Raw genomic sequence first — 13,863 nt, 5'->3', positions numbered from 1 at the left:
CGTACGGGTGGGGCGGGGACCGGATGCCGGTCTTTATGGAATCTTTACGCCGCATGTGAGGCGGGTCACTTCCTGGAAAGACGCATTCAAGCATTTGGCATGTGAGCGGCATCACGTAGCATATAGAACGTCCTATGTTGGATGTGACCAAAATACGAAAGGGCTACGCATGAATAACCCGCTACTCAGTGACAGGGTCAGGAGGCGGCCGGGATGGAGCCGGGGCAGACTTGCCGCCTCCATGGCAGCCGCCGCAGTTCTCGTGACGTCAACCGTCTTGCCCGCCTATGCTGCGTTGGATCCGTTTCCGAGTCCCAACGTTCCCTCCAGCCCTCCGGGAAACTACACCGAGCAGGTCCTCGCTTCCAACGCTGACAACGCCATCGATCCCGTCCTGGGCAAGTACTACCGAATCGTCGCGCTCGCGGATTTGGGCGACGGAGTCCTCCTGGCTTCCTATGACGGCCGTCCCGATGGGGGCGATTCTCCTTCTGCCAACTCCATCGTCCAGCGGCGCAGCACCGACGGCGGAAAGACGTGGGGCAGTCCCGCCTTCATCGCCCGGGGACAGATGGGCTCGGCGGGCGTGCAGAAATACGGTTTCAGCGACCCCAGCTACGTCGTGGATAAGGTCACCGGGACGGTATTCAACTTCCACGTCTACTCCAAGAACCAGGGATTCGCGGGCAGTGTGCTCGGCAACGACGATTCCGACCCCAACGTGATCAGCTCACAAGTGTCCGTCTCCACCGACCGCGGACTCACCTGGTCCACGGATCCGGCCAATCAGCCCACCCTGCCGGTGCCGTCCAGCTATCCGGCGGGTTCGGCCTACGCCGGGTTCGGAGGTCCGCTGGTCACCGGTACCGTCAAGCCAAACGGCAGCACTGTCAACGGCGTCCCCAATGTCGGCGGCGTGGTCAGCATGTTCGCCTCGTCCGGCGAGGGCATTCAGCTCAAGTACGGAGCGCACGCCGGAAGGCTCATCCAGCAATTCGCCGGAACCATTGTCCAGCCTGATGGAAGCCGCCAGATCCAGGCCTACAGCGTCTACTCCGATGACCACGGCAAGACGTGGAACATGGGTACGCCCACGGGTACAGGCATGGACGAGAACAAGACGGTGGAACTCTCCGACGGCCGCGTCATGTTGAACTCGCGGGACAGCACCGGCGCCAATCCGCACTTCCGCAAGGTGGCATATTCCTCCGACGGCGGTGTCACCTACAGCACGCCGGTTGCCGAAATGCAGCTCCCGGATCCGCGCAACAACGGCTCCATCACGCGGATGTATCCGGACGCGGCTGCGGGATCGGCCGATGCCAAGAAGCTGCTGTTCTCCAACTCGCCCACACCCACCGCCGGCGGCGCACGCGTGGACGGCACGGTCCGTTACTCCGCCGACGACGGGAAGACGTGGGGCTCCTCCCGCGTCTTCAAGCCCGGAAGCATGTCCTACTCCACGTTGAGCGCCCTGTCGGACGGGACTTTCGGTGTCCTGTACGAAGGCGACAACAACACCATCACCTTCGGGAAATTCGACACGGCCTGGCTTAACCCGGTTGCCGCCGTCGTTGTCCCCGGCGCCGCCACCGTCACGAACGGTGGGAGCACCCAGCTCAGTGTGACCGTCACCAACAAGGACAGTTCACCGCTTCCCGCTTCGACCGTCAGCCTCGACGCCCTGCAGGATTGGACGTCGACGACGGCGCAGCTCGCCTCCCTCGATCCGGGCGCCTCGGCGACTGTCCAGCTGACTGTCACGGCGCCGTCGTACGCCAAGGCAGGTGCGGTACCCCTGACCGCAAGGTTGAACGTCGGGGCGTCATCGATTACCGCGCCCGTCCCGGTGACGGTTGCGGGTGGTTCCGCCAGCAACGTGGTGGGCGCCTACATTTTCGGCGCCCGCAACGACGCCGGAAGAGACCTGGCAACCCATCCGTATGTGGCAGGGAACACCGTGCCCTACAAGTTCCGGGTGTACAGCACGGGCAATGTGACGGAATCCGTTGTCCCGCAGTCCGGCAACTTCCAGCCGTTCCTGCCGCCGGGTTCGGGCAACTGCCGGTTCAGCTCCCTTGGCGTGTGGGGAAATTACCTCTGCGGCACCCCGCAGCACACCGTGACGGCAGACGAAGTGGCCCAGGGATTCTTCGTCCCCAGCACCGTCTGGCAGGTAACGGGGAGTGGGGCTGCCACCCAGAATTACACCGTTACGGGCGACGAGGTGGACCTGCTGGTCCGCAATCCCCAGTTGAGCGGAGCGGTGGTGTCCACGTTCAACGATGTGGACGGAGACGGGTTTGCCGGTCCGGGCGATATGGTGACCTTCGCCTACACGGTCACCAACAGCGGCAATGTGGCGTTGACGGACCTTTCGGCTGCAGCCATTGGGCTTTCCAAGCCAACCGTGGCCGTGGGTGAGTCGGTCAGCCGCACCTCCACCTACACTCTGACCGACGCCGACATTGCTGCCAAGCAACTCCCGGCGATGACCATCCCGGTCAGTGCCGGCAACGGCACCAAGGTTGCGTCCCTTCAATTGGCCAGGCAAGCGCTCGCGCTGAAGATCAAGCCGGCAATGCCCGGCTCGGAGCCTGCCTTGGCTGCCCAGGATCTCATCGGCACGAATCCGCCGCTGGACTTGGGGCTCGGAACGGATAAATACCGTACTGGACAAACCGTGACGGTCCACAACGTCGAGTATGGCCAGTGGTACTACGTCTACCTGAACAAGCGTGGATACCGTCTGGGCTGGTTCTTCCCCACGAAGCAAAACACCCTTTCCTTCGTGCTGCCCAACGATGTCAAAAACGGAATGGACAGCCTCGTCGTGCTGGACTCGGAAGGCCATCAAGTGTCATTCGGAGACTTCCACGTGACGCCCTTTGGGGGCCAATAGCCCGCGAGGGAGCATGGAGTGACAAGCTGGGCCGGGCTCTTGGGGGAGCCCGGCCCGGTCTTGTTGCGGGGAGTTTGGTGGTTTTTGTTGGTGTAAACAAGTGATGCATATAAGGCAACTTTGAGTGTATGATTGGTGTCACAGTCATACCCCATCCCGCCTATTCACAAAGGAGTGGCGCATTTTGGAAGAGCTTCGTATTGAGGCCAACGGTAACCTTGGTCCCATTGATTCGGCCCGAATCCCGCGCTATGCCGGTGCTGCCACCTATGCCCGCTTGCCCCGCTTGGACCAGGTTTCCAAGGCCTATGTCACGGTGGTCGGCGTCCCCTTCGACTCCGGCGTTTCATACCGTCCCGGCGCCCGCTTCGGTGCCAACCATGTGCGCGAAGCCAGTCGTTTGCTGCGCCCGTACAACCCGGCCTGGGACGTCAGCCCGTTCGAGAACATCCAGGTTGCCGATGCCGGCGACATGGCCGTGAACCCGTTCAACATCAACGAGGCCATCGAGACCATCCAGCAGAATGCGCTGGATCTGACGGCCAACGGAAGCAAGCTCGTCACGCTCGGCGGCGACCACACGATCGCCTTGCCGCTGCTCCGCGCCGCCGCCGAACGCGCCGCCGAGCCCGTTGCCATGCTGCACTTCGACGCCCACCTGGACACCTGGGACACCTACTTCGGCGCCGAGTACACCCACGGCACCCCGTTCCGCCGCGCCGTCGAAGAAGGCATCCTGGACACCGAGGCCATCAGCCACGTCGGTACCCGCGGCCCGCTCTACGGCAAGAAGGACCTCGACGACGACCACCGCTTCGGCTTCGGCATCGTCACCTCGGCGGACGTCTACTACCAGGGCGTCCTGGAAACCGTGGCCAAGATCCGGGACCGCATCGGCAACCGTCCTCTGTACATTTCCGTGGACATCGACGTCCTGGATCCGGCCCACGCCCCGGGTACCGGCACGCCGGAAGCCGGCGGCATCACCAGCCGCGAGCTCCTCGAAATCATCCGTGGTTTCCGTGGGATGAACCTCGTGGGCGCAGACATCGTCGAGGTCGCCCCCGCCTATGACCACGCTGAGATCACAGGTGTCGCAGCCAGCCACGTTGCCTACGAACTCGTCACCCTCATGGCGGACAACGCAGTCGAAGGCAACCGCCACGGCGCCCCGAACGGCTACGCCGCACAGGCCCTTGGCCAGGAATCCCGGCGCCCGGCCGGTTTCGCCGCGGCGGTCACGAAGTGACGGACCAGCGCAACGGCGGGGACCTCGTCGTCGAGACTCTCGAGGCGCTCGGCGCGAAGACGGTCTTCGGGATCCCCGGCCAGCACGCCCTGGGCCTGTTCGACGCGATGGGCCGCGGCAATCTGCATTTCGTGTCCTCCCGCGTGGAGAACAACTCCGCTTTCGCCGCGGACGGGTATTCCCGTGCCACGGGCGAGGTCGGGGTGCTGTTCCTATCCACCGGTCCGGGCGCGTTGACGTCCCTCGCCGGATTGCAGGAAGCGTACGCGAGCGGCGTGCCGATGGTGGTCGTGGCGAGCCAGATCCCCTTGGAGGGTTTGGGTGCGCGCCGGAAAGGCATGCTCCACCAGCTCGATGACCAGAAGGCCTCGGCCGCGAACGTCACCAAGAGCCAGCGCCTCATCCAGCACGCTTCCGGGATTCCCTCGGCCATCCAGGATGCCTGGACCGAGGCCATTTCCTCCCCGCAGGGTCCGGTGTGGATCGAGATTCCGCAGAACGTGCTCCTGGACCCGATCATGGTCCCTCCGGTAGAGGACGCCCTCGCCGAAGCCGCCGACAACCCGCCGCGTGTGGAGCTGATCCGGGAAGCGGTCAAATGGCTCTCGACGGCGGAGCGTCCGGCGATCATCGCCGGCGGCGGCACGCGCCGTGGCCGGGCCGAGAAGTCGCTCCTGTCGATCGCCGAGAAACTCCGCGCCCCGGTGATTTGCACGCCCGGTGGTAACGGAGCGTTCCCGTGGACCCACGAGCTGTCCCTGCAGTCCTGGATCGAAGACCGCCACATGACGGACGTCCTCGAGGATGCCGACGTGCTGATCGTCATTGGTTCCTCCCTGGGCGAGGTGACGTCCAACTACTTCACCTTTGAGCCGCGCGGGCGCATCATCCAGATCGACGCCGAACCGCGGGTCCTGGAGTCCAACCGGCCCGGCCTGGGCATCCGCGCCGACGCCGGCCAGGCGCTTGCCGCGCTCGACTCTGCCTTGGATGAGGCCTTGTCTGCGACGGCGGCGGTACCGGACTGGCAAGGCACCACGCCCGAAGACCTCGTCAAGGAGTCCCTCGCGAAGGTCAAGGCTCGCCTTGAAGAGCAGGACCTCGGCAAGGAACTGAAGTTCATGGCCGATATCCGCGAAGCCGTTCCGGCGGACATGCAGACCTTCTGGGACATGACGATCTCCGCGTACTGGGGATGGAGCTGCTGGGATTCCCGCGAGGGCCAGTTCCACTCGGCCCAGGGCGCCGGCGGCCTCGGCTACGGCTTCCCGGCGGCTATCGGCGGTGCCGTGGGACTGGAAACGGTGGGCAAACCCAGTCGCGTGCTGGCCGTCTCCGGCGATGGATCCTCCATGTATTCGATCTCCGAGCTGGCCACCGCCAAGCAGCACAACGTCCCGGTCACGTGGCTGATCGTGGACGACGGCGGCTACGGCATCCTGCGGGAATATATGGTGGGTGCCTTCGGCAAGGCCACGGCCACGGAACTCGCCCGCCCGGACTTCGTCAAGCTCGCCGAGGCTTTCGGTGTCCCGGCACGCAGGGTGGACCCGGGCGACGTCGGGGACGCGCTCAAGGAAAGCTTCGCCGCGGACGGCCCCAACGTCGTCGTGGTTGAAACCCTCCTGAAGATGTTCGGCCCCACGCACTTGGGCGACTGACACTCCGAACCCTCCAAACCCCAGCGCGAGCTGGCAGATAATGACCCCTTTTTCGAAAGATGAGGGCATTACCTGCCAGTTCGCGCTTGGTGTTTAACGCACCTCACACATCATTAGTTTCCCAAAGCAATCAGTTTGGCGTATAGTTGCTTTAGGCAAACAAAAGTGAGGTGTCTTCCATGGCTGTCGCATCGAGCACAGCAACCGAACTCGTCCATCAGATTTTCGATCTGCAGCGGGTGTTGCGTTGCATCGTGACCGCGAACATCGCGAAAGATGCCGACGTCGGGTTCGCCCTGCAGGGTGTCATGCGCTTCATTGGCGAGGGGGAGTCCCGGGCTACGAAGCTCGCCTCCCGGCTCGGCGTCAGCCCCCCGGTCCTCAGCAGGCACATCGCCGAACTGGAGGAACTCGGTTTGGTGGTCCGGCGCCCCGATCCCGCCGACGGCCGCGCACAATTGGTGGCCCTCTCCGAATCCGGGATTGAGAAGGTCCGGGACTTCGAAGAACAGCGCAGCCTCAATTTACGGGCCTACCTCGCGGAGTGGAGCGAGGAAGACGCCCTGGAGGCAGGGCAGGTCCTCGAGAAATTGACCACATCACTCAACCACTCAGTCCGGGCAACGGCGGCCGGCTCCCACCACTCGAACCACACAGCTTAGGAGCAGCAGCAATGGCAACCCGAATACAAGAACGTTCGACGGCGGTGCCGGCGTCAACCGCGCCCATGACGCACCGCCAGATCATGGAAGCCTTGACCGGCCTCCTCGCGGCATTCTTCACCGCTATCCTGAGCAGCACCATCGTGGCCAACGCGCTGCCGACCATCATGTCCGATCTCCACGGCACGCAAACGGACTTCGCGTGGGTCATCACGGCCGCACTGCTGGCCAACGCCGCCACCACGCCCATATGGGGCAAGCTCGCCGACCTCTTCGACAAGAAACTCCTGGTCCAGCTGAGCATCGTGATCTTCGTGGCCGGCTCGGTCATGGCCGGCTTCTCCATGAGCATTCCCTTCCTGCTGACCGCCCGCGTCATCCAGGGCATCGCCTTGGGCGGCCTCACCGCACTGGCCCAGGCGATCATCGGCACCATGATTCCGCCGCGTGACCGTGGCAAGTACTCGGGCTACATGGGCGCAGTCATGGCGGTCGGTACCGCAGGCGGCCCGCTCCTCGGCGGCTTCATCGTAGACAGCCCGCTCGGCTGGCGCTGGACGTTCTTCGTCTGCGTGCCGCTCGCCGTCGTCGCGCTCATCCTGCTCCAGGTGACCCTCAAGATCCAGCACATCAAGCGCCCGGCCAAGATCGACTGGCTCGGCTCCATCCTGCTGACCTCGGGCGTCAGCCTGCTCCTGATCTGGGTTTCCTTCGCCGGCAACCCGGACTACTACGACTGGATCTCCTGGCAGTCCGCCCTCATGGTTGGCGGCGGCGTGCTTCTGCTGGCACTGCTGGTACTGGTCGAATCAAAGGTGGCCCAGCCCATCATCCCGCTGAAGATCATCTCCCAGCGCACCACCGCCTTGGCGATCCTGGCCTCCGTGGCCGTCGGTATCGCGATGTTCAGCTCCTCAACGTTCCTGGGCCAGTACTTCCAAGTAGCCCGCGGCGCCACGCCCACCGAGGCCGGCCTCCTGACGCTGCCCATGATTGCGGGCAACCTCCTGGGCTCGGTGGCATCCGGCCAGCTCATCAGCCGCTTCGGCAAGTGGAAGCGCTTCCTCCTGGCGGGCACCGTGTTGCTGGCCGGGGGCCTTGCCTTCACCGGGACTATCGACCACACCACTGAACTGTGGATCACCTGCTGCTACACCGCCATCTTCGGCCTGGGCCTTGGCTTGCTCATGCAGAACCTGGTCCTCGCGGTCCAGAACACCGTCCGCGCCCAGGACATCGGCACGGCCAGCGCGTCCGTGGCGTTCTTCCGCTCCGTCGGCGGTGCGATCGGCGTTTCGGTGCTCGGTGCCATCATGGCCACGCACGTCAAGGACCTTGCCACCCAAGGCCTCGCTGCGGCCCACATCCCGGTGAGCGGCGGCTCCAGCAACGCGAGCATGGACCTGACGGACTTGCCTGCCCCGATCCGCGACATCATGCGGGCCGCCTACGGCGATGCGACCGCCCAGATCTTCATGATCTCCGCGGCCATTGCCCTGGTCGCCTTCATCGCCGTGCTGTTCATCAAGGAAGTTCCGCTGCGGAAAACCGTGGACGCATCGCCGGAGAAGGAACTGCTGGCAAACGCTTCCGGCGAGGCCGGCATGACGCTGGATACCTCCGCGCTGCCGGTTATCGAATCCGCTGAGTTTGCCCAAGCGACCGACGACGGCGGCACCCCCTTGGGTGCCAGCCGCGCCCGTGCAGCGGCCGAGAAAGAGCACGATGACCTGGACCTTGAGTTTGCCCGGATCCTGACGCAGGAACGGCCGGACCCTGCCGCGGGACTGCGCGAGGTCCAGGACCAGCTGGCCCGCACCCAACGCTTGCTGGCCGAGCAGCAGCTTCAGCTGAGCAGGGCACAGCGCGAGCTTCAGGTACGCGTCCACGAACAGCAAGCCACCGCCGTCGAGCAGTCGCGGATCGCCGAGGAGTTGGCCGCGCTGCGCAAGGAACTCAAGCGTGAACGCCGTCGCCAGGAAAGGGCTGCCTTGCTGCTCCTTGCCGGCGACGCCTCGAGGGCAGGGGAAACCGGGCGGCACGCCGGCTAAGCGCCGGCGGGCAACCGCCCCGGAATGTGTGGCGGTATGTGTGGCGGGAGCCGCTGCAGCGAGTTTGGAAGCGCTGCAGCGGCTCAGCTACGCCGCAAGGATGATATTCGGCTATCGATATTTCGCTGAGGCAACGGATTTCGTAGAGTTGAGGGACTAATACTGTCAGCGCCTGCTGCTACCTATGTATTTAGTCATTCGCAGCATTTAGTCATTCGCATTAATTCATTCGCGCACTCTCATTAAGGATCCGTGGGCATGCTTGTCACCCTGATACGGCGCTACTCCAAGCCGTATTTGCCGCAGATACTGGCCGTCATCATCTTCCAGTTGGCGTCTACCATTGCCACCCTTTACCTTCCAAGCCTCAACGCAAAAATCATCGATGAAGGGGTATCCCGGGGGGATACCAACTACATCTGGCAAACCGGAGCCCTGATGCTCGCGGTCGCGCTCGGCCAGGTCATTGCGGCCATCGCGGGGGTCTATTTCGGATCCCGCGTTGCCATGGCCATGGGCCGCGACTTGCGCAGGGACGTCTTCCGCAAGGTCAGCAGCTTCTCGGCCAAGGACGTCAACAGCTTCGGCGCACCCACGTTGATCACCCGCGGCACCAATGACGTCCAGCAAGTCCAGATGCTCATGCTCATGGGCCTGAACTTCATGGTGTCCACGCCCATCATGTGCGTCGGCGGCATCATCATGGCCCTGCGCGAAGACCTCAGCCTCTCGTGGCTCGTCTGGGTCTCGGTGCCCGTCCTCGTGGCCGTGGTTGGTTACCTCGTGGTCAGGCTCATGCCGCTCTTCCGCTCCATGCAGAAGAAGATCGACGTCATCAACGGCGTCCTGCGCGAACAGATCATCGGCATCCGCGTGGTCCGGGCCTTCGTTCGTGAACCTTACGAAGCCAAGCGCTTCGGCGACGCCAACAAGGACCTCACCCTGGTGTCGGTCAAGATCGGCAACCTGTTTGTCTTGATGTTCCCGGCCATCGGAATGATCCTGCACCTTTCCACAGCCGCAGTGCTGTGGTTCGGCGGCCAAAGGGTGGACGCGGGCAACATGCAGGTGGGTTCCCTGACGGCCTTCCTGCAGTACCTCCTGCAGATCCTCATGGCGGTCATGATGGGTACCTTCATGGCCATGATGATCCCGCGCGCCTCCGTGTGCGCGGACCGGATCGGCGAGGTCCTCGACGTCGAACCCTCCATCCACGATCCGAAGGCGCCCGTAGCGCCCGCGGAAAAGAAGGGGCGCGTCGAATTCCGCGATGTCACCTTCAAATACCCCGGCGCCGAAGCTCCCGTGTTGAGCAACATTTCCTTCACCGCGGAGCCGGGCCAGACGCTCGCCATCATCGGCTCCACCGGCGCAGGCAAGACCACCTTGGTGTCCCTGCTGCCGCGCCTGTACGACGTCGCGTCCGGCGATGTCTTGCTCGACGGTGTCCCGGTCACCAGCCTGGACCGCGATGAAATCACCAGCCGGGTGGCCACCGTGCCGCAGAAGCCGTACTTGTTCTCCGGAACCATCGAGCACAACCTGCGCTTCGGCAAGACTGACGCCACGGACCAGGAACTCTGGGATGCGCTGGAAACCGCCCAGGCCAAGGACTTCGTCATGGAAAAGTCCTCCGGCCTCAACCGGAGGGTCGCCCAAGGCGGAACCAACGTCTCCGGTGGCCAGAGGCAGCGCCTCTGCATCGCCCGGGCCTTGGTGACGCAGCCCAAGGTCTACCTCTTTGACGACTCCTTCTCGGCCTTGGATGTGGCCACGGACGCCCGCCTTCGCAGGGCGTTGAAGGAAAAGACGCAGGATGCCACGGTCATCATCGTGGCCCAGCGCGTCTCCACCATTGCGGACGCAGACCAGATCCTGGTCCTGGACAACGGCAGAATCGTTGACCGCGGCACCCATGAGGAACTCCTGGAAACGTCACCCACGTACCAAGAGATCGTCGAATCCCAGCTGAGCGCGGAGGAAGTGGCATGAGCGAACAGAATCAGCAAAAGCGCGGCTGGGCCGCGAAGGCCGAAGCAGCGAAGGCTGCCCGCGAAGCTGCGGAAGCAAAGGATGCAGCCGCAGCCGGTGCCGTAACAGCCGTGGAAGATGACGACATCGAGGAAACCGAATACACTCCGGGCGAAGCCGACGGTGGCATGTTCGGCAACCTGCCGGCCAAGAAGGCCAAAGCTTTCGGGCCGTCGGCCAAGCGGCTCCTCGGGCTGCTCAAGCCGGAGGCTGCCGGGGTGGTCTTCGTCATCGGCCTCGTGGTGGTCTCCGTCGTCCTGAACGTCATCGCCCCGAAGATCCTCGGCAGCGCCATGGACGTCATCTTCGGCGGCGTCATGGGAAAGCAATTGCCTCCCGGCGTGAGCCAAGCGGCTTTCGCCGAAGGACTCCGCCAGGCCGGCCAGAACAACTTCGCGGACATGGTATCCAAGATGGAGCTCACCAACGGGATCAACTTCTCCAAGCTCACGTTCCTGATATCGATCGTGCTCTTGATGTACTTCGTGGCCAATATCTTCCTGTGGGCCCAGGGCTACATCCTGAACAAGATCGTCATGAAGGTCATCAACCGGCTCCGCAACGACGTCCAGGCCAAGCTCAACCGCTTACCCCTGAACTACTTCGACACCCGCCAGCGCGGCGACATCCTCTCCCGCGTGACCAACGACGTCGACAACGTCCAGCAAGGACTGCAGCAGGCGTTCGCGCAGCTGGTCAGCTCGGTGCTGACGGTCTTCGGCATCACCATCATGATGTTCATCGTTTCCTGGCAGCTGGCCCTCATCGCGCTGGTTGCCTTGCCCCTCTCCGGTGTCCTTGCCGGTGTCATTGGCTCGCGCAGCCAGAAGCTCTTCGCCGCCCAGTGGAAGAACACCGGCTCGCTCAACGGCCAGATCGAGGAATCGTTCTCGGGCCACGAGCTCGTCAAGGTCTTCGGGCGCGACGCGGACATGCTGGAGCGTTTCGACGAACGCAACGAAGCCCTGTACAAGGCCTCGTTCGGGGCACAGTTTGTTTCCGGCATCATCTTCCCGGCCATGAACTTCGTCTCCTACCTCAGCTACGTGGGCATCGCCGTCGTCGGTGGTTTGCGGGTGGCCTCCGGTTCCATGAGCCTCGGCGACGCCACGGCGTTCATCCAGTACTCGCGTGAATTCACCCAGCCCCTCGGCCAGATCGCCGGCATGGCCAACATGCTCCAGTCCGGTGTGGCTTCCGCTGAGCGCGTTTTCGAGTTCCTGGATGCCGATGAGGAAATGCCGGAGAACGCTGCCCGTCACCTGCCCCCGCGCACGGACGGCCACGTCGAGTTCGAGAACGTGTCCTTCAGCTACGTTGCCGACAAGCCGCTCATCGAGAACCTTTCCCTCAGCGCGGAGCCCGGACACACAGTGGCGATTGTCGGACCCACCGGTGCGGGCAAGACCACCCTGGTCAATCTCGTCATGCGGTTCTACGAGCTCAATTCGGGACGTATCACCCTGGACGGGGTGGACATCAAGGAGCTGAGCCGTTCCGAGCTTCGCTCCAAGGTGGGTATGGTGCTCCAGGACGCCTGGCTGTTCGGCGGCACCATCTACGACAACATCAAGTACGGCAACCTCGACGCCACCGAGGAACAGATCATGGAGGCGGCCAAGGCCACGTACGTGGACCGCTTCGTGCGTGCCCTGCCGGATGGCTACCAGACCATCATCGACGAGGAAGGCAACAACGTCAGCGCGGGCGAGAAGCAGCTCATCACCATCGCGCGGGCCTTCGTCTCCGATCCCTCGCTGTTGATCCTGGACGAGGCCACAAGCTCCGTTGACACCCGTACCGAGCTGCTCTTGCAGAAGGCCATGGCTGCCCTCCGCACCGATCGCACCAGCTTTGTCATCGCCCACCGTTTGTCCACCATCCGCGACGCCGACACCATCCTGGTGGTGGAAAACGGCAGCATCGTGGAGCAGGGCAACCACAACCAACTGCTCACATTGCAGGGCGCGTACTACCGCCTCTACATGTCGCAGTTTGCCGGTGAGGATGCCGGGGAAGCAGTTGTGGATGACTCGACGGCGGTGCACAGCTGAGCCAGCGGATTACGGTCCAAGTGCCGATGCGTTGGGGAGACATGGATGCGTACGGGCACATCAACAACGTCCAGATCGTGCGCATGCTCGAAGAGGCCCGCATCGCGGCCTTCGGTCCGCCCCGCGGAGCCGGACTCCCCGGAGTTGAACCGCCGGTCTCCGTCTTCGACTCTGTTGAAGACGGGGTCATGACCCTCGTGGTGGAGCACAAGGTCCGGTACGTCCGGACCTTGGAATACCGGAACATTCCGGCAGTGGTTGAGATCTGGGTCGGCGCCGTGAAGGGGGCAAGTTTTGACCTCCATTACGTCATTAAGGATCCCGTGACCGGCCAGGACTGCGTCAACGCGAGTACCCATCTGGCGTTCGTCGACGAGTCCACGGGCCGTGTCCGCAGGCTCACTCCCGAGCAGAAGGAGCAGTTGGCGCCCTATCGGGCCTAGCGAAGCATGGCAGCAGCGCCCTGTGCACCCCCGGTGGCCGTAGAGTTTCCCCATGAAACTCGAGATCGTCGCCGTCGGTGCCCAGGGCGCTGCCGTTGCCGCTGAAGAAGGCGCGGACCGGATCGAACTTTGCAGCGCCTTGGAGCTCGGGGGACTGACCCCGAGCCAAGGGCTGATGGAAGCCGCGCAGGAGGCTGCCGGTGGGCGGCTGGAGATCCACCCGTTGATCCGTAGCCGGCCGGGAGATTTCCTGTATTCCGGCGCGGATTTGGACACGATGGACCGCGAGATCCGGTTCTTGCTCACCCAAGGGGCTCACGGAGTGGTGATCGGAGTCCTTACGGCCGCCGGTGATATCGACGTCCAAGCCACGCGAAAGCTCGTCGCCACCGCCTTGGAGACCAGCCCCGACGCCCAACTGACCTTCCACCGGGCCATCGACCACACGCCGGACCCGGCGGCCGCCGTCGAGCAGCTCGTGGACCTTGGGTTCACGCGGGTGCTCAGCTCTGGCGGCGCCGCGACGGTGGGGCCGGGGATCGGGACCCTCGAGCGCATGGTCCAGCGGGCAGCGGGCCGGCTTGAAGTCATGGCAGGCGGCGGACTCGCCCTGGACGATATCCCCGCACTGCACGCCGCAGGACTGAGCGCGGTCCATTTGTCAGCCAAGACCACGGTTTCCACGTGGAAGAACCGGGCCGCTGGCCTCGATTCGCCGGATGCTTCAGACCCGACGGCGTACATGGTCACCGACCGGGAGCTGGTGAGGGCAGCACGCGCCGCCGCCTGGTGACATCCCAACTAGCTCGC

The 13,863-nt window shown here is 63.9% G+C and carries 9 protein-coding genes; all 9 read left to right on the top strand.

Annotated features, from left to right (window positions below; genetic code table 11):
• Positions 1 to 241 precede the first annotated feature (241 nt).
• The gene (locus tag AC4CS3_RS12710) at positions 242 to 2,902 is read left to right on the top strand and encodes an exo-alpha-sialidase (protein ID WP_490783787.1); all 2,661 of its coding nucleotides are present in this window, start codon (positions 242 to 244) and stop codon (positions 2,900 to 2,902) included.
• Between the two features lie 184 nt (positions 2,903 to 3,086).
• A complete protein-coding gene (gene speB, locus AC4CS3_RS12705; RefSeq protein ID WP_490783786.1) occupies positions 3,087 to 4,151 on the top strand; it encodes an agmatinase in 1,065 nt (354 codons plus the stop codon).
• Entirely contained in the window at positions 4,148 to 5,812 is a 1,665-nt protein-coding gene (locus AC4CS3_RS12700) for a thiamine pyrophosphate-binding protein (RefSeq protein WP_490783785.1), read from the top strand. Before speB ends, AC4CS3_RS12700 begins: the two co-directional genes overlap by 4 nt.
• A 179-nt stretch (positions 5,813 to 5,991) precedes the next feature.
• The gene (locus AC4CS3_RS12695; RefSeq protein WP_078106157.1) at positions 5,992 to 6,474 is read left to right on the top strand and encodes a MarR family winged helix-turn-helix transcriptional regulator; all 483 of its coding nucleotides are present in this window, start codon (positions 5,992 to 5,994) and stop codon (positions 6,472 to 6,474) included.
• Positions 6,475 to 6,485: 11 nt separating this feature from the next.
• On the top strand, positions 6,486 to 8,525 hold the full coding sequence (locus tag AC4CS3_RS12690) for an MDR family MFS transporter (protein WP_490783784.1): 2,040 nt from the start codon (positions 6,486 to 6,488) through the stop codon (positions 8,523 to 8,525).
• A gap of 258 nt (positions 8,526 to 8,783) precedes the next feature.
• Entirely contained in the window at positions 8,784 to 10,517 is a 1,734-nt protein-coding gene (locus tag AC4CS3_RS12685) for an ABC transporter ATP-binding protein (protein WP_404500098.1), read from the top strand.
• Complete coding sequence (locus tag AC4CS3_RS12680) at positions 10,514 to 12,610, top strand: ABC transporter ATP-binding protein (protein ID WP_490783783.1); 2,097 nt, start codon at positions 10,514 to 10,516, stop codon at positions 12,608 to 12,610. Before AC4CS3_RS12685 ends, AC4CS3_RS12680 begins: the two co-directional genes overlap by 4 nt.
• A 26-nt stretch (positions 12,611 to 12,636) precedes the next feature.
• Positions 12,637 to 13,053: an acyl-CoA thioesterase gene (locus tag AC4CS3_RS12675; protein ID WP_490783901.1), complete on the top strand. Its 417-nt coding sequence runs from the start codon at positions 12,637 to 12,639 to the stop codon at positions 13,051 to 13,053.
• A gap of 52 nt (positions 13,054 to 13,105) precedes the next feature.
• Positions 13,106 to 13,846: a copper homeostasis protein CutC gene (locus tag AC4CS3_RS12670; RefSeq protein ID WP_490783782.1), complete on the top strand. Its 741-nt coding sequence runs from the start codon at positions 13,106 to 13,108 to the stop codon at positions 13,844 to 13,846.
• Positions 13,847 to 13,863 lie beyond the last annotated feature (17 nt).

Source organism: Arthrobacter sp. SE2 (genome assembly GCF_058244265.1).
The sequence above is the reverse complement of the archived record's forward strand: the minus strand, read 5'-3'. Positions and strand labels throughout refer to the sequence as shown.